Source organism: Chitinophaga sp. YIM B06452 (genome assembly GCF_039655965.1).
Classification (GTDB): Bacteria; Bacteroidota; Bacteroidia; order Chitinophagales; family Chitinophagaceae; genus Chitinophaga.
The window spans coordinates 179456-196503 of sequence record NZ_JAWLKY010000002.1 but is presented as its reverse complement, the minus strand read 5'-3'; the positions used below and the strand labels follow the sequence as shown (position 1 = coordinate 196503).

Genomic DNA, 17048 nt, shown 5'->3' with positions numbered 1-17048 from the left:
CGGCCCAACCAAAATTGCTTATACAGGCACATGGAAGAAGACTTTGACGTAATTATCGCCGGCTCCGGCGCCGCGGGCATGACGGCCGCGCTCAGGGCGCATCACGACGGATTGAAGGTGCTCATCGTAGAGAAGAGCGCGTATTATGGCGGCTCTACCGCCCGCTCCGGCGGCGGCATATGGGTGCCGAACAATTATGTGCTTCAACGGGAGGGCATACACGACGATCCTCAAAAAGCCCGCGCTTACCTCGATGCCGTGGCAGGCGAAGACGCGCCTTCAGAACAAAAAGCCGCTTTCCTTTCTCAGGGCCCGGCTATGCTGGCCTTCCTGCGGGCGCACACTGCATACATGCGTTTTTCATACGCCCGCGGTTACGCGGACTACTACCCTGGAAAGCCCGGCGGGCTTGCCGAAGGCCGCACCATTGAGCCCCTGCTGTTTAACGGCGCGCTGCTGGAAGAAGACCTCGCTTTGCTGAACCCGCCCGTAGTGCCCATCCCGATGGGCTTTTCCTTCAATTCCGCCGAATTTAACCGCATGAACATGGCTTTCCGCACCTGGAGAGGCTTTGGCACTTCCGTGAAAGTGATGCTCCGTGCCATGGGCAGCAAGCTGACCGGCAAAAAGATGCTGAGCCTGGGCCAGGCGCTCTCCGCGCGGTTGCGCATGAGCATGAAGGAAGCAGGCATTCCCCTGTGGCTGAATTCGCCCATGAAAAGCCTGCTCACTGAGAATGGGAGAGTAACGGGCATGATCGTGGAAAAAGATGGGGAAGAGATTGCCCTTCGCGCAACGCGAGGCGTATTGCTGGCTGCCGGCGGGTTTGAACGCAACCTGCACATGCGCCGGGAATTCATGCCTGCGCCTGAAACCACGGAATGGACGCAAGGCTCGCCGGGCAACACGGGAGACGGCCACCTGGCGGGCATTGCAGCCGGCGCGGCCCTCTCGTTGATGGACGATGCCTGGTGGGGGCCCTCTGTGCGTACACCCGGCGCGGAAGCTTTTTTCTGCGTGGCGGAACGGTCGCAGCCCGGCTCCATTATGGTAAACCATGCCGGCGAGCGATTCACCAACGAAGCAGCGGCCTACGTGGATGTGGTGCATGAAATGTACCGCCGTAATGCGCAGGGCGTACAGCATATCCCGTGCTTTTTTATCATGGACCAGCGTTTCCGCAACCGTTATCTTTTCCTCGGCATGTTCCCGCGGCAGCGCATCCCTAAAGCCTATTACCGTGAAAAGATCATTTTCAAAGCGGATACGGTGGATGAACTGGCCCGCCGCATCAACATTCCGGAAGAGAACCTGGTGAATACGCTGCGGCGTTTCAACGATATGGCGCGCAAAGGGGAAGATGAAGATTTTCATCGCGGGGAATCGGCTTACGACCGCTATTACGGCGATCCACGCATCAAGCCCAATCCCTGCCTGGCGCCGATAGACAAGCCGCCGTTCTACGCGGTGGAAATGGTGCCGGGAGATATCGGTACTAAAGGCGGCCTGGTCACAGATGGGCATGCGCGCGTGCTGCGGGAAGATGGTACGGTGATCGAAGGGTTGTATGCGGCGGGGAATAATGCCGCTTCAGTGATGGGCCGCAGTTACGCCGGCGCCGGCGCTACCATCGGGCCGGCTATGACTTTCGGCTACATTGCGGCATTGCATATGGCAGGGAAGTAATTATTTCTGCTGCGCCTTCCCGAATTGCAGGAAGCGGCTGCCGGGCCGCTGGCTCTCGTAATCCAGCTTAATCCAGTGCTCGTTCTTTGCCTGGCCGATCACCCTTGCTTCGTCCAGCACACCGTCCCAGTTGCGGCCGCCTTTTTCCGGGAATTGGCTCTGGTTGCCGATCCCAACGGGATGGTCATCTGTTTTCCATTCGGCATCAAACTTTTCGGATTTATCCAGCACGCCGTTCACGTAGAGTTTTACGTAGGGATGATCGTGCACGCCGGTGATGTGATACCATTGCTCCGTTTTCATATCCGTTCTGCCTACCACGCAGAGGTCGCCGCGGGGGCTGAGCCTTTCCACGCAAACCTCTACCAGTTCTGCTTCCGGCTGGTGCCAGTTGCGGATGCCGAACTTCTGCAGCCGCCAGCTGTTGTCGCCTTTGGCGAACATCGTTTCGTAGCCGGGCAGCACGCGTTTGTTTTCATCGCCTTTGTTGGAATAGGTATGCGCCAGGGCCCAGATGGAAAAGGTCAGCTGGCGTGTGATGTCGAACAGCCTGCGTTTGTCGCTGTCCACTTTGATCCATTGGCCGTCGCTGTAACGGAATTGCTGGGCTTTGCCGAGGGGGCCGTCTACCGTGCAGACGGGGCGCATGTTCACGCCGGTGGCATGCGCGGCATTGGCGGTGGCGTCCTTGTATCCTTCGGGCAGGGTATTGCCGGGTTCATTGAGGTGCCATACGCCGGTGAAGCCTTCTTTCACGGAGAAGATCTCAGCGGCATGGTCTTCCGCTTCCGCCCGTTCATTTCCCCAATGCATGTAAATGGCCTGCTGGTCTGTATTTCCTTTGATGAGCGGCACTTTCACCCAGATGAGCGCTTTTTTGTTCACCGGATCCCACCACTCGATGCTGTGCGGGAGAAAAGGCCCGTCGGGCGTGGTGGAAAAACGGATATCAGCGCCGTTGGCGCGGGCTTTGGAAAAGTCGAAGCTGGAAGCGTTCAGTTGTACGGCCAGCGGGTAAGCGGATACATCGCCGCCAACATTGGCGCCGGAGAGGCCTGTGTTCATCCTGATCTCTGAAAACCACGGCCATTGCGCGGATTGCTGGGCAGGGGCATGCAGTGTCAAACAGCAAAAGAAAAAGGGCAACAGTAAGTTTTTCATAAAAGCGGGCATACGGGAAGGTACAAAAATTCCATTTTATTCCCGGTAGCGCTTCAGCACCTGCTCTTTATACAAACTGCTGAGCGGGATGCTGATATCCTGCGACAGCACGAGGCTTTCCGCCTTGATCTGCTTCACATGCCGCAGCCCGGCAATAAAGGATTTATGCGTGCGCACGAAAAGTGCCGGTGGTAACGCTTCTTCCAGCTTTTTCATGGTTTGCAGCACGAGGTAATGCCTGCCGGGCGTATGCACTTTCATGTAATCGCGCGCGGCTTCGATATAGAGGATGTCTGCATACGGGATTTTCACCAGTGCGTCTTTTTCGCGCACAACGAGGGAACCGGCGTCTTCCGGCTGCGCGGGCGCGGCAGCGCTTGCGGGCATGCGGGCCACGGCCTTGGCGAAACGCTCGTAGGAAAAGGGCTTCAGCAGGTAATCCAATGCCTGCAGCTCAAAGCCTTCCACGGCGTGCTCTGCATAGGCGGTCGTAAATATCACCTGCGGCGGCTTGCTGAGCGAACGGAGGAATTTGGTGCCGCTGATGAGCGGCATTTCAATGTCGAGGAACATCAGGTCCACATCCTGCTGTTCCAGCCTGGCAAAGGCTTCCATAGCATTGCGGCATTTGGCCACCAGGGTAAGCCCTTCCGTTTGCAGGATAAACGTTTCCAGTATCTGGTGGGCCATCACCTCATCGTCCACTATCATGCATCTGATCATAGCCTAATTTAATTCAATGCTGAGTTCTACGGTAAAAATATTATCCCGTTCCTGTATCGCCAAACGATGTTTGCCGGGATAATACAGCGCCAGCCTGCGTTTCACATTTTCAATCCCGATACCGCCTTTATTGGCGCTGCTTTCCTGCAGGGGGAATACATCGTTCTCCAGGCTGAAATGCAGGGAATTGCCCCGCTGCACCAGCTTCCCGCGTACGAAGCCATTGCTGGTAATGCGGTGCGCGCCGTATTTGAAGCTGTTCTCCAGGAAGTTGATACACAGCAGCGGCACCACTTTCCGGTCGCCCGCCTCCACTTCCGCTGTAAAATCGATCACCGCATCCGGGTACCGTTTCTTTTCCATTTCAATGTAATGCTGCATGAACGCCACATCCTTTTCCACCGGCACTTTGCTCTCCTGGCAATCGTACAGGATGAAGCGCAGCATATCGCTCAGGCGGAGGATGAACGCGGGCGTTTCTTTGCTTTGCTGCAGACTCATGGCATACAGGCTGTTCAGCGTATTGAAGAGGAAATGCGGCTGCAGCTGCGCTTTCAGCGATTCCAGCTGGAGGTGGAGATTGTCCGTTTCCAGCTGGTGTTTGCGGGCTTCGTTCCGGAATGCAAAACGCACAAAGAAGATGGAGGTGAACATGGCAAACTCAATGGCCAGCAGCCGGAGATCCCAGCCGGTCAGGAAATGCTGTATGCGGACGGTGGCAAGATGATCCTGCTGTACATAGAAATCCTGCAGCAGCAGTTGCTGGTTCAGCGCAAGGAATAGCTTCCCGAACGCCCAGTAATTCACCTTGGAAGCATAGGCGAAGAACAGGATGGCCGTGAGCACGAACAGGCCGTACCGCCTGCGGGTAAACAAAGCGGGCGCCAGCAGGCGGTAATAAAGGATCATGTAGAGGCTTGTGGCGATGGCATACAGCAGCAGGCCGTTGAAGGGGAAGACCTGCCCGCCGGGTACGCTCATGCGGGGCAGCATGCCCAGGTAATAATCGTATTTCCAGATCACGACGTACATGAGCCAGATAAACCCTTCGTAATAAAGAGGGAAGCGGGACGGTTTGTGCTGTTTGAATGGTGATGGAAGTTCCTGCTGCATATTGAAAATTAATGTCCCTGCCGCTCACGGCGGCTTCCTGATCGGCGAAACGGCTTTTTTATCGACGAAACCGCCCCGGCCCCGTTTTGCCGGAAAGCCGCCAGGCTTCATCGAAAGCGCCTTTCCGCCGGGAAAGCCCTGCGCTTTCTTTGTATCATAAAACCGAAAATATGAAAAAGAATTTTTTAATCCCTGTTCTCTTCCTCGCAGCCAGCCTGCATACCCAGGCCCAGGATTCCCTGAGGCTGCATAAAGACACGATCGCGCTGAAAGGCGTGACCATCGCATCCAAAAAACAATTCGTGGAAATGAAGCCCGGCAAGCTGGTGCTCAACCTCGCCAACAGCCCGCTGGCAGCAGGCAGCAACATCCTGGAAGTGCTGGAGCTGGCTCCCGGCGTGAAAGTGGATGCCGAAGGCAATATTTCCTATAATGGCAAGCCGGTTACGGTTTATATAGACGGCCGGCCCTCGTACCTCAATAAAGAAGCGCTCAAAAACCTGCTCACCGGCACGCAAGGCCAGCTGGTGGACAAAATAGAGCTGATCAGCAATCCTTCCGCCAAATACGACGCGGCAGGCGGCGCCATGGTGAATATCCGGATGAAGAAAGAGAAGGGCCTTGGCACCAATGGCACCGCCACCGTTGCCGCCGGCGCGGGAGACTACGCCCGTACCAGCGCTTCCGTGTTCCTGAACCATCGCGCCCGCGGACTGAACGTGTATGGCGGCATAGACGGCGCATACGGCAAACGCAGCGCCACGCGCGAACATACCCGCGAAGTAAACGGCTTCAGCGTCAACGGCCATGAAAATAGCGTTACCGAAAGCCGCAACTTTAACCTGCGCGGCGGGCTGGATTATGAGATCAATAAAAAAAGCGCCGCAGGTCTCACTTTCACGCTTGGGCATACAGGCAGCCAACTGGCCCGGGCAGACGAATCCCGCTTCTACAGCCATTCTCCCAACCCCGATTCTGTCCTCAACGCCAGCACCAGCGGCCGCAACAATACCTGGATCCCCGCGCTCAATGCATACTACAAAGTAACGCTGGACAGCACCGGCCGCAGCCTCGCCATCAATGGCGATGCCTACGCCTACCGCCGCGATCCTGAAAATCTCTTCTCCACCTGGTCCACGCATGCGCAGCCCTACATCCTCCGCGACCATTCGCCGCAGGAAGTGGCCATCCAGTCGCTGTCTGCGGATTATACCCATCCTTCAAAGCTGGGGAAATTCGAGGCAGGCATAAAGGCCATTCATATACAAACGGAAACGGATACACGCTGGGAAGAGCAAACGGGAAAAGGATGGATGAACGACGCCGGCAAGACCAACGTGTTCATCTACCGTGAATGGATCAGCGCCGCATATCTCAATTACGCCCGCAGCTGGGGCAAATGGAGCCTGGAAACCGGCGCCCGCCTGGAAGATACCCGTACACGCGGCAATTCCCTTACCACCGGCGCTTCCTTCAGCAAACATTACCTGCGCTTTTTCCCGAATGCCGCCCTGCAGTTCTCGCCGGACGATAACAATGAATTTTCTTTCTCTTACCGCAAAAGCATCAACCGCCCGGGCGTTTCCGCGGTGAACCCTTTCCTCACTTTCCGCAGCAAATACAACTATACCCGCGGCAATCCCGGCCTGGACCCCGAGATCGCCCATTCGCTGGAGCTGACGCATGGCTGGAAGGGCATGCTGTTCACCACGCTTTCTTACATGCGCTACAACGGCGTGGTAACCGAAGTGAACGAGCAGGAACCCGGCAGCCAGGTGCTGTACAACACTTACCGCAACCTGAGCTATTCCGAATGGCTGTTTGCCGGCATTACTTTCAGCAAAGCGCTCAACAAATGGTGGAGCATGAACGCAGCGCTGCAGGGCGGTTACATCCGTTATCATTACGACACCGCGGCCCTGCTGGAGCCCAGCCCGGGATATTTCTTCAGCAATGTTCATTCTTTTAACATCCCCGATTGGTTCAATCTCCAGCTGGCTTTCAATTATTCCTCCCGCGTATCGTCCGGCCTGGACATCATGGAACCGGTATGGGGCGTGAATATGGCCATCCAGCGCAGCATCCTGCAAAAGCGCGGCGACCTGAAACTGAATGTGACGGATATTTTCCGCAGCCGGAAAATGGGCGCCATTGCCAACTATCATGGCGTGCAGACCGGCAGCACCACCTACAACGATGCACGGGCCATCACTTTCACGTTCACCTGGCGTTTCGGCAACAGCAGTGTGAAAGCAAGCAAGACAAGAAAAAGCGGTATCGAAAGCGAGAAAGGGCGCATCGGTCAATAAGGCGTGTAATCGTTTGGTTTATTTTGGTTTATGTGGGAATAAATAATAATTTCGTACAATACGAATAACCACCCAAATATCCTGAAAATGAAAAACAAATTCTCTCTGCTCATCGCCCTGTTACTGGTCTGCAGCGTTGCCGCGCAGGCACAACTAAAACGCTTCAGCATCGGCCCTTACGTAGAAGCCGGTTTCCCCGTCGGCGGCGATTTCCAGGACACGCATAATACTGGCTGGGGCGCAGGTCTGAATGCAGACATTAAGCTGGTGGCTGGTTTTGGCGTAACAGGCTCTGTCGGTTACATGCATTTCAGCGGCAATACCGTGAACAATGTCAAGTATAACAAGCTCGCAGCCGTTCCTGTAAGGGTAGGCCTGAAATACAAACTGGTGTCTATCCTCTACGTTAAGCTGGAAGCAGGTTCCGCGAACTTTGTGGACAGCGATCCCACCGGCGCGGCGTTCCTGGTAGCGCCCGGCGTAGGCATCAGGGTGCTGGGGCTTGATGTGGCGGCCAAATACGAAGCCTGGTTCCGCGATGGCACGAGAGGATTCTTCGGGCTGAAGGCAGGGTATAATTTCTAACATATTTCCGGTTTAAATAAAAAACCTTCTGCGGCAGACGAAATCGTTTGCCACAGAAGGTTTTCTCTTTTTACGGAAGAGCTTTATACGGTGCAGGAGCCATCTTCGCAAACGCCGCCTTCGCTGTTGGAAGGGGTAATGTCTTGCGGGTGATTCTCTTCCCAGACCTTTTGCAGGGTCTGCGAAAATACATCCACCGGCTGCGCGCCCGATACGGCATATTTCATATCGAACACGAAGAAGGGAACGCCGCGGATATTCAGGCTTTGGGCCTGCGCTTCGTCCCGGCGCACTTCGTCGGTAAACGCATTGCTGTTCAGCAGGGGAGACGCGTCCAGCCCGGCTTCTGAGGCAATGGCCTGGAGTGTGGCCGGGTCGCTGACGCGTTTGCCTTCGGTGAAATAGGCTTTGAACAGGCGTTCTTCCATTTCATCCTGTTTGCCTTCTTTGTGGGCCAGCTGTATAAGCCGGTGCGCATCGAAGGTATTGCCGGGCTTCACATTGTCGAAGTCGAACGACAGGCCCGCCGCCCTACCGGAAGCGGCTACACGCTCTGTGTTCGCAATGGCCTGTTCGCGGCTCATACCGTATTTATTCGCCAGCAACTGGTACTGGTCTTCTTCATATTCTTTTTTCGCGGAAGGGTCCAGCTCGAAGCTGTGCCAGGTAACCTGTACGTCCTTGCTGTGCGGGAACTGCTCCAATGCTGCTTCCAGGTGGCGTTTGCCGATGTAGCAGAAAGGGCAGGCCACATCCGACCAGATATCGATCTTCATACACTCAAAATTTAAGGGACAAATTTACGGATTAAAGCAGGGATGGATGTCAGCGCCGTGTCATGCAGGGGAGGAAAGGTGGTTACTTGCGGGTAACTGCCTGTTTTCAGCCCTTAAACCGGTCGAAGGAGAAGATACCTGCATCAGGATGTTTTTTGCCCTGTATAAGGCTGCAAACGATCTCCGCGGCTGTCTGGCTGAAGGTGATGCCATTGCCGCCGAAGCCCAGCGCAAAAAATGTATGCGGCATTTTACGGTATCCGCCGATATAGGGCAGCCCGTCCTGCGTGTTGCCGAAAGTACCGGCCCAGGCGAATTCCGGCTGGAAGTCCAGGTGCGGGAAACGGGCGTGCACATCGCGCTGCAGCTGGCGCGTTTTGGTTTTAATGAGCTTGTCGCGGCGGTGGGGATTGTAATAGGCTTCGTCGCGGCCGCCGACGATCACCCGGTTATCCGTTGTGGTGCGCATGTACAGGTATGGGGTCTTCGTTTCCCATATAAGGCAGTCGTGGTACCAGGCGGGCCCGCTTTCCGCGTGTTCGCCTGCGACGGCGTAGGTTGAATAGAGTTGTACGACATGGGCGGGAAGGTATTGCAAGGTCTCATATCCTGTGGCAATCACGATGTTCCTGCTCCGTATCACCGGGCCGCCCGCGGTGAGCAGTTCCGCGCCGGTTTTGGAGAAGCGGATATCCTTTACCGGCGTGCGGTCGTATACCTGTGCGCCTTTGCTGATAATATGCCGGTGCAACGAATGCGTAAGCAGGTAAGCGTCCGTTTGCGCGGCGGTGGCAGACCAGATGGCGCCGGGCTTTTCAAATCCCATATGCTTCTTCACCGCCGCCGCATCCCACCATTCCACTTCGAGCCCCATCGCCCGCCTGGCTTTGCATTCGGCTTCCAGCCACGTCACATCTTTTTTGTAAGAAGCCAGCAGCAGGCTTTCCTTATGCCGGAACAGCGAGCCGTCCAGCTTATGGCTGATCTCCTCCAACGCGCCGATGGATGCTGCGCAAAGCTCGTAGGCCCGCTGTGCATGCGCCTTCCCGATCTTCGCTGAAAGCTCCGTCAGCGGCACGTCTATCTCGTACTGCAACAGCGAAGTGCTGGCACAGGTGCTGCCAAGCCCTGCCGTGCGCGCATCCACCACCACGCACTCCAGGCCGGCATTTACCAGCGCGTAAGCGGTCAGCGCGCCGGAAATACCCGCGCCTATTACGGTAACGGGCGTACGAATATCCCGCCGCAGCTTAGGATAAACATGCGGCAGGCCGTTCTGGATAAGTGAAAGCGGTAAGCCTGAACTGAGGTCCACAAGCGGGTGATTTTAAAACCTGGAAATCACCGGTAACAACGCAAAATCCATACCGCATGTTCAGCAACCGCTTCAAGATCGCGTTCCGCAACGGCTGGAATGCATTGCCTTACGGTAGGAATATCACCTGAAGGTGGAGTAAAAGCCATTTTGCTTATATTTAAGGAATGATGTTCCGCATGAACCACCTGAAAGGCATCAGGGAAGGAAAGATCAAGCTGGCGTACCGCAACTGGCGCAGGCCGAACCTGAAAGCGGGCAGCACGCAGCTGACAGCTTACGGGCAGCTGATGATAGACGAAGTGACGGAAGTGCCGCAGTCAGACATCACAGAAGCTTCGGCGCGCGAATCAGGTTTTCCTTCCAAAGCAGCCCTGATGACGGAGCTGGCCAAACACCCCGGCCAGCTGTACCGCATCCGCTTTCATTATCTCGGCGAAGACCCGCGCATTGCCCTCCGCGAGAACAACGAGATCTCCGGCGATGAAATGGCCGGCATCCTCAAAAAACTCGCTTCCCTCGATAAACACAGTGCTATCGGCCCCTGGACGAAGAAAGTATTGAGCGCCATCGAACGCCATCCTGCAGAACGGGCGGGCGACCTGGCGGTGGCCCTGCGAATGGACAAGGACTGGCTGAAGCTGAATGTCAGGAAGTTGAAGAATATTGGTCTTACTGAAAGCCTGAAACTGGGCTACCGCCTGAGCCCGAGGGGAGAAGAAGTGCTGGCTGCGCTGAAGCAGCGGTAGGCCATCCGCTCATCCTGCATTTGCTTTTTAAAACAAAATATTATCCCTAGATTACCACCCGTTTAACACAACAAGAATTTATGCCTGCAATCCAGCAAAAGACCGCCAGGCTGGCCGCTTTCCTTGGAATGATGAGCCTGCCCGCGATGGTATCTGCGCAGCAAAGCCCTGCCAGCACATCCAAGTTCAGCCAGTATGAAGCATTTCAACCGGTATTTTATTTATCAGACGGAAACGATGTGCGTACAGCCAGCGGCCGCCCCGGCAGCAAATACTGGCAGAATGCCGCCGATTACAAGATCGATGTAACATTCGATGATCAAAAAGAAACCGTTTCCGGCACTGTGATCATCACGTATAAGAATAACAGCCCCGAAACCCTGCCGTTCTTATGGTTGCAGCTGGACCAGAATATTTACGACAAAGAATCGCGCGGGTCCGTTTCCACCGGCGGCGCCGGCCGCTGGGGCAACCGCAACTTCGACGGCGGTTATACCATCGGCAATGTGTCCGTCATCACCGCAGGCAAAGAGCAGAAAGTAACGCCGCAGGTAACGGACACGCGCATGCGCGTAGACCTGCCGCAGGCCCTGAAAGCCAATGGCGGCGCGGTACAGGTGAAAGTGCAGTTCTCTTTCCCCATCCCTGAATATGGAACCGACCGCATGGGCATCCTCAAAACGAAGAATGGAAAGATATACGAGATCGCGCAGTGGTATCCCCGCATGTGCGTGTTCGACAACGTGCTGGGCTGGAACACCCTGCCATACCTCGGCCAGGGCGAATTTTACCTGGAATACGGTAACATCGAATACAGCATCAACGCGCCCGCCAGCCACATCGTGGTTGGTTCCGGCCAGCTGCTGAACCCGGCCGAAGTGCTGACCCCCGTGCAATTGCAGCGTTACCAGCAGGCGCAGCAGAGCGACAAGACCGTGATGCTGCGCGACAGGAGCGAAGTGACCGACCCTGCTTCACGCCCTGCCAAACAGCGCCTTACCTGGAAGTTCAAATGCAGTAATACGAGGGACGTTGCCTGGGCTTCATCACCCGCCTTTATCTGGGACGCTGCGCGCATGAACCTGCCTGGCGGTAAAAAAGCGCTGGCCATGAGCGTTTACCCCGACGAAAGCGCCGGGGACACTGCCTGGAGCCGCTCTACCGAATACGTAAAAGGCTGCATCGAGCATTATTCCGAAAAATGGTATCCCTATACATATCCCGTCGCGGTAAATGTAGCCGGTATTGTTGGCGGGATGGAATATCCCGGCATCGTGTTCTGCTCTTCCCGCTCACAGCGCGCGGGCCTCTGGGGCGTAACCAACCACGAATTCGGCCACAACTGGTTCCCCATGATCGTGGGCAGCAACGAAAGGCGTTTTGCGTGGATGGACGAAGGTTTCAACACCTTCATCAACGGCATTGCAGACAAGGCTTTCAACAACGGCGAATACGCCAATAAAGGCCGAGACCGCCATAACCTGAGCCGCGCCATGTACATGGATTCCGCCGGCATCCTGCACCGGCCGGATATCGTGCGCCAGGGCAGCCTTGGCATCCTGGCCTATTACAAACCCGCTGTGGGGCTCGACCTGCTGAGGGAAGAGATCCTTGGCGAAGAGCGTTTTGATAAAGCTTTCCGGTATTATATCGACAACTGGGCGTTCAAACACCCTACGCAGTGGGACTTCTTCCGTGCCATTGAAAACAGCAGCGGCGAAAGCCTTGACTGGTTCTGGCGTTCCTGGATACTGAACAACTGGAAAGTGGATATGGCCGTTGGCGCCGTAACCTACCAGAACGATACTACCGCCATGATAACCCTGGAATGCCTGGAGCAGGCGCCCATGCCGGTAACGGTAGACCTGAAGCTGGCAGACGGCAGCGTGAAACGCCTGAAATTCCCGGTAGAGATCTGGCAGAGCGGGCCGGTGTTCCGTTTCAGGCAGACCGTTTCCGGTAAGATTGAAAGCGTGACAATCGATCCTGACAAACGTTTGCCGGATGTGAACAGCGCGAATAACAGCTGGGTCAAACAATAAAAATCTTGCTGTAGCATAACAACGAAGAGCGCCTGTGATGGCGCTCTTTTTTATTATTGTAACATTAAAAAGTGTTTTATTGACATTTAATTTTACCCTGTTGTTTTTTTACTTAATTTCCCGGCAGATGCCAACGGGGTTTCTTTCCATATTAACGGATATATGCAGGGAAAATCCGATCTAAATCGTTAAATTACAAAAGACAGTTCCACGCGTTCCATGTTACAGAAATATAAACTGTTACTGCTTTTCTGTATGCTGCTGAACCGCAGCCATGCACAGCAGCCTTTGCACGAATTCAGCACCTTGAATATCCATCATGGGCTTTCCAGCAACCAGGTGAACTGCATTTACAAAGACGCCAAAGGATTCCTGTGGTTTGGCACCATGGGCGGGCTGAACCGCTACGATGGCAGCAATTTCCGCCATTTCCGCCACAGCATTGCCGATTCCCTTTCCCTCAGCGACGATTATATCATGGGTCTTTATGCCCTGCCGGGCAAACGCATGTATGTTAAGACCCGCAATGGCGATAATCTTTACGATCCCGTGCTGGAGCAGTTTACATCCGCCCCCCTGTGGCTGAAAGGCCTGGGCCTGCCGCAAACAGGGGTCACCAGCATCCTGCCCGCCGGCGACACCAGCTGGGTAGCCTATGCGGATTCAGGGCTGTACCGCATCCTGGCGGGAAACAAAACAGCCCGCGTGCCGCTGAAAAACCCACGCGGCGCAAGGATCGCAGACATCAGGCGGGAAAATGAGCAGCACATTATGCTGCTGTATATGGACGGCGGGCTCGTAAGGCTGGATGCGCGCACCGGCCGCACGTTGATGGAAACAGACATACTCTGCCCGTACGTGACCAAACCACCGCTGTCCCTCCAGCTGTTCATCGACGCGGAGCAGGACCTGTGGCTGTATATGCCGAACAGCGATTTCGGCGCGATGTATTACAACCCGCGCAACGGCACAATACGCCTCCTTTCCAGGAGGAACATGGTGCTGAATAACGACATCGTGAACAGCATCATACAGGACGCGCACGGCCGCATCTGGGTTGGAACAGATCATGGCGGCGTGAATGTGGTCAACAAAAAAGATTTTACCACCACCACCATCACCAACCGGATCGAAGACACCAAAAGCATTGCGGAAAACGCGATCTATGCCTTGTATAAAGACGACCAGGGCATCATCTGGTGCGGCACCTACAAACGCGGCGTGAGCTATTACGCGGAAAACAAAATGAAATTCCGCCTCTATGAGCATAAACACGGCATCGCAGGCAGCCTGCCCTACAATGATGTGAATTGTTTTGCCGAAGACGCCAAAGGCAACCTCTGGATCGGCACCAACGGCGGCGGGCTCATTTACTTCGACCGGCAGGCGCATACCTTCAAACAGTTCAAACACAACCCGGCAGACGATAACAGCATCAGCAACGATGTGATCGTGAGCCTGTACGTTGATAAATACGACAACCTCTGGATCGGGTATTATTTCGGGGGCATGGATTATTACAACCACCAGCGCTTTGCCCATTACCGCCACAACCCGCAGGATCCCAACAGCCTGGCCAATAAGACCGTGTGGAAGATCTACCGCGACCGCCGCAACACTTTCTGGATAGGCACGCTGGGCGGCGGTTTGGACCGCTTCGACCCGGGTAACGGCATCTTTTACCACAACAATGCGGACCAGCCGAATTCTGTACATTCCAACTACATCACCGCTTTCGCGGAAACGCCGGCCGGCGACCTCTGGGTTTCCACCGCCTACGGCATCGATGTGATGGATAAATCGAAGGGCATTTTTGTCCACCTGCTGCACAGCACGCACCAGCTCAGTAACGACAACGTCAGTTCCCTGCTATGTGACAGCCGTGGCCATATGTGGGCCGGCACGCGCGAGGGCCTCAGCCTCTTCGACCCCGCCACCCGCACTTTCCGCACCTTCCGCACCGCGCAGGGCCTGCCGGACGATAATATCATCAGCATACTCGAAGACCGCCAGGGCTACATCTGGGTGAGCACGTCACGGGGCCTCAGCAAAATTTCAGTGGAAGAGGGAGAAGGGGGCGTGCGCATCAAATGCCGCAACTACGATGATGGTGACGGATTGCAGGGCAAGGTGTTCAACGTAAACGCCGCGCTCACCCTGCGCAGCGGCGAAATGATCTTCGGCGGGGCAGACGGGTTCAACATCTTCAGGCCTGAAGAGATCAGGCAGCATCATACCCAGCCAGCCCTGGTGTTCACCGGCCTGCAACTGTTCAATAAGACCGTGGGCGTCAATGAAAAGTTCCGCAACCACATCGTGCTGCCCGCCGCATTGCCTGAAACCAAAGAACTGGAGCTGCGGTACAACGAAAATGATTTTTCCATCGACTTCGCTTCGCTCAATTTCGCGCACCCCGGCAAGAACCGCTACACCTATTTCCTGGAGGGGTTCAACAAAGAATGGATGGTGACAGACGGGCGGAGCCGGCGCATTACCTACACCAACATCAATCCCGGCGAATATACCCTGCACCTGAAGGCCGCGGAAGAGGACGGGCAATGGCACAACGAGGGCATTTCCCTGAAGATCCGCATCCTGCCGCCGTTCTGGAAAACGCCCTGGGCCTATGCCGTGTATATCATGTTGACCATCGCGCTGCTGTATTTCTCCAGGAAAATGGTGATAGACCGTGCCCACCGCCGGTTTGCATTGCAGCAGGAACGCAAGGAGGCCCAGCGCCTGCACGACCTGGACATGATGAAGATCAAGCTGCTGACCAATGTGAGCCACGAATTCAGAACGCCCGTATCGCTCATACTTTCCCCGATAGAGGACATGATCCGCAAAAGCGGCAACCATGAAGAAAAGCAGCAGTTCCAGCTGATACGCCGCAACGCCAAACGCCTGCTGAACCTGGTGAACCAGCTGATGGACTTCCGCAAGATGGAAATGCAGGAACTGAAGCCAGTGCCCACACAGGGCGAACTGATGGGCTTCCTGGAAGAAGTGGCCCAATCATTCTCCGACCTCGCCGAACGGAAAGGCGTGGAGTTTACCTATACTGCCAATGCCAGCCAGTTGCAGGTGCTTTTCGACCATGACAAAGTGGAGCGCATCCTGTTCAACCTCCTGTCTAACGCATTTAAATTCACCCCCCAGGGCGGCAAAGTGTCCGTAACGGCAGACGTGACCCTGGAGCCCGAGCTGGCTACGCTGGAGCTGAAAGTGAAAGACACCGGCATAGGTATGCCTGCGGGGCAATTGGAGAAAATATTTGAACGCTTCTTCCAGAGCGACCAGCCGGGGCAGTACGTGAACCAGGGCAGCGGCATCGGCCTTGCCATTACCCGTGAATTCGTGAAGCTGAACAATGGCACCATCGCCGTGGAAAGCGAGGCGGACAAAGGTTCCTGCTTTACCGTAAGGCTTCCTTTCACACCTGCCGGCCAGGCGGAAGAAACGAAACCCGCGCCGCCGCAGAAAGTATTCCTGTCCAACGGTAAGAAACGCAACAAAAAGAAGCAGACCATCCTGCTGGTGGAAGACAGCGACGATTTCCGTTTTTACCTGAAAGACAACCTGAAAGAATATTACGACATCATAGAAGCGCAGGACGGCGCCGCCGGCTGGCAACAGGCCCTGGCCCAGCTGCCGGACCTCGTGGTGAGCGACATCACCATGCCTTTGATGGACGGGGTGGAGCTTTGCCGCAAAATAACCGGGGACGCCCGTACCCGCCACATTCCCGTGATACTGCTTACCGCCCTGGCGGCTGAAGAACAGCAGCTGAAAGGGTTGGAAACCGGCGCGGCCGATTACCTGATCAAACCGTTCAACTTCGAGATCATGCTCTCCCGCGTGCGCAACCTGCTGAACCGGCAGGCGCCTGTGCAGCTGGTGATCCCGCAGAAGGAGCCGGAAGGCAACGGTCTTTCGGGGGACGAAAAATTCATGCAGCGGGCGCTGGAGATCGTAGAAAAGAATTTGTCCGACCCCGGTTTTTCAGTGGAAGTGCTGAGCCGCGAACTATGTATGAACAGGGTGTCTGTCTACAAACGCATCTTCGCCCTTACGGGGCATCCTCCCATAGAGTTCATCCGCACGGTGCGCCTGCAAAGGGCCGCTATGCTGCTTACCAAAACGGAGATGAACATTACCGAAGTGGCGTACGAAGTGGGCTTCAACAACCCAAAGTACTTTGCGCGCTACTTCAAAATGGCATATCACATGCTGCCCTCCGCTTATGCTACCGCTATGCGGAAATAATATTAAATACAGGGGAAAAACACAACGCTGGCACAAGCCTGAAGCGCAGGTTGCACGTAGGCAGACTTGTGCCATTGGAAGAACCTGGGGCGAATATTGCGCTACCCAAAGCCCGCCCCGGCACAAGTCGGCTCGCGCACATGGCAAGCCCTTCAGACTTGCGCCAGCTTCTTGATTAACTTTTCCTTTAAACCTGAACCATCCGGTTTAATCCTATGAAAACCAATCCTTTTACCCTCCGGAGGCTACAAATCATACCCTTCAAATTAACATCCCGTCCGGGGTGTGCAACATTCCCGACCGCTTTTATAAACAAGGCACTC

General features: G+C 55.4%; 11 protein-coding genes. 6 read left to right on the top strand and 5 right to left on the bottom strand.

The genetic code is table 11. From position 1 onward, the window contains the following. The first annotated feature begins 30 nt into the window (after nt 1-30). A complete protein-coding gene (locus tag R3I13_RS10505; RefSeq protein WP_346317901.1) occupies nt 31-1686 on the top strand; it encodes an FAD-dependent oxidoreductase in 1656 nt (551 codons plus the stop codon). On the opposite strand, the gene R3I13_RS10500 is transcribed toward R3I13_RS10505, so the two are convergent. The 3 genes from R3I13_RS10500 to R3I13_RS10490 form a co-directional block, all read right to left on the bottom strand. Beyond that, nucleotides 1687-2811: a DUF2341 domain-containing protein gene (locus R3I13_RS10500; RefSeq protein ID WP_346317900.1), complete on the bottom strand. Its 1125-nt coding sequence runs from the start codon at nt 2809-2811 to the stop codon at nt 1687-1689. Nucleotides 2812-2883: 72 nt separating this feature from the next. Continuing rightward, nucleotides 2884-3570, bottom strand: coding sequence for a LytTR family DNA-binding domain-containing protein (locus R3I13_RS10495; RefSeq protein ID WP_346317899.1), 687 nt, complete (start codon nt 3568-3570; stop codon nt 2884-2886). 3 nt (nt 3571-3573) lie between these two features. Further along, nucleotides 3574-4683, bottom strand: coding sequence for a sensor histidine kinase (locus tag R3I13_RS10490; protein WP_346317898.1), 1110 nt, complete (start codon nt 4681-4683; stop codon nt 3574-3576). 170 nt (nt 4684-4853) lie between these two features. On the opposite strand from R3I13_RS10490, the gene R3I13_RS10485 reads away from it, so the two are divergent. Both R3I13_RS10485 and R3I13_RS10480 read left to right on the top strand, forming a co-directional pair. Then, complete coding sequence (locus R3I13_RS10485) at nt 4854-6992, top strand: TonB-dependent receptor (RefSeq protein ID WP_346317897.1); 2139 nt, start codon at nt 4854-4856, stop codon at nt 6990-6992. Nucleotides 6993-7079: 87 nt separating this feature from the next. Further along, complete coding sequence (locus tag R3I13_RS10480) at nt 7080-7577, top strand: outer membrane beta-barrel protein (protein ID WP_346317896.1); 498 nt, start codon at nt 7080-7082, stop codon at nt 7575-7577. 83 nt (nt 7578-7660) lie between these two features. On the opposite strand, the gene R3I13_RS10475 is transcribed toward R3I13_RS10480, so the two are convergent. Together R3I13_RS10475 and R3I13_RS10470 are read right to left on the bottom strand one after the other, a co-directional pair. Continuing rightward, a complete protein-coding gene (locus tag R3I13_RS10475) occupies nt 7661-8353 on the bottom strand; it encodes a DsbA family oxidoreductase (protein WP_346317895.1) in 693 nt (230 codons plus the stop codon). A gap of 106 nt (nt 8354-8459) precedes the next feature. Further along, a complete protein-coding gene (locus R3I13_RS10470) occupies nt 8460-9668 on the bottom strand; it encodes an FAD-binding oxidoreductase (protein WP_346317894.1) in 1209 nt (402 codons plus the stop codon). Between the two features lie 167 nt (nt 9669-9835). Here R3I13_RS10470 and R3I13_RS10465 point away from each other — a divergent pair, with 167 nt between their 5' ends. The 3 genes from R3I13_RS10465 (at nt 9836) to R3I13_RS10455 (ending at nt 16725) form a co-directional block, all read left to right on the top strand. After that, nucleotides 9836-10417, top strand: coding sequence for a hypothetical protein (locus R3I13_RS10465; RefSeq protein WP_346317893.1), 582 nt, complete (start codon nt 9836-9838; stop codon nt 10415-10417). 80 nt (nt 10418-10497) lie between these two features. Continuing rightward, nucleotides 10498-12459 (top strand): M1 family metallopeptidase, encoded by a 1962-nt coding sequence (locus tag R3I13_RS10460; protein WP_346317892.1) that lies wholly within the window; start codon nt 10498-10500, stop codon nt 12457-12459. Nucleotides 12460-12678: 219 nt separating this feature from the next. Further along, nucleotides 12679-16725, top strand: coding sequence for a two-component regulator propeller domain-containing protein (locus R3I13_RS10455; RefSeq protein ID WP_346317891.1), 4047 nt, complete (start codon nt 12679-12681; stop codon nt 16723-16725). Nucleotides 16726-17048 lie beyond the last annotated feature (323 nt).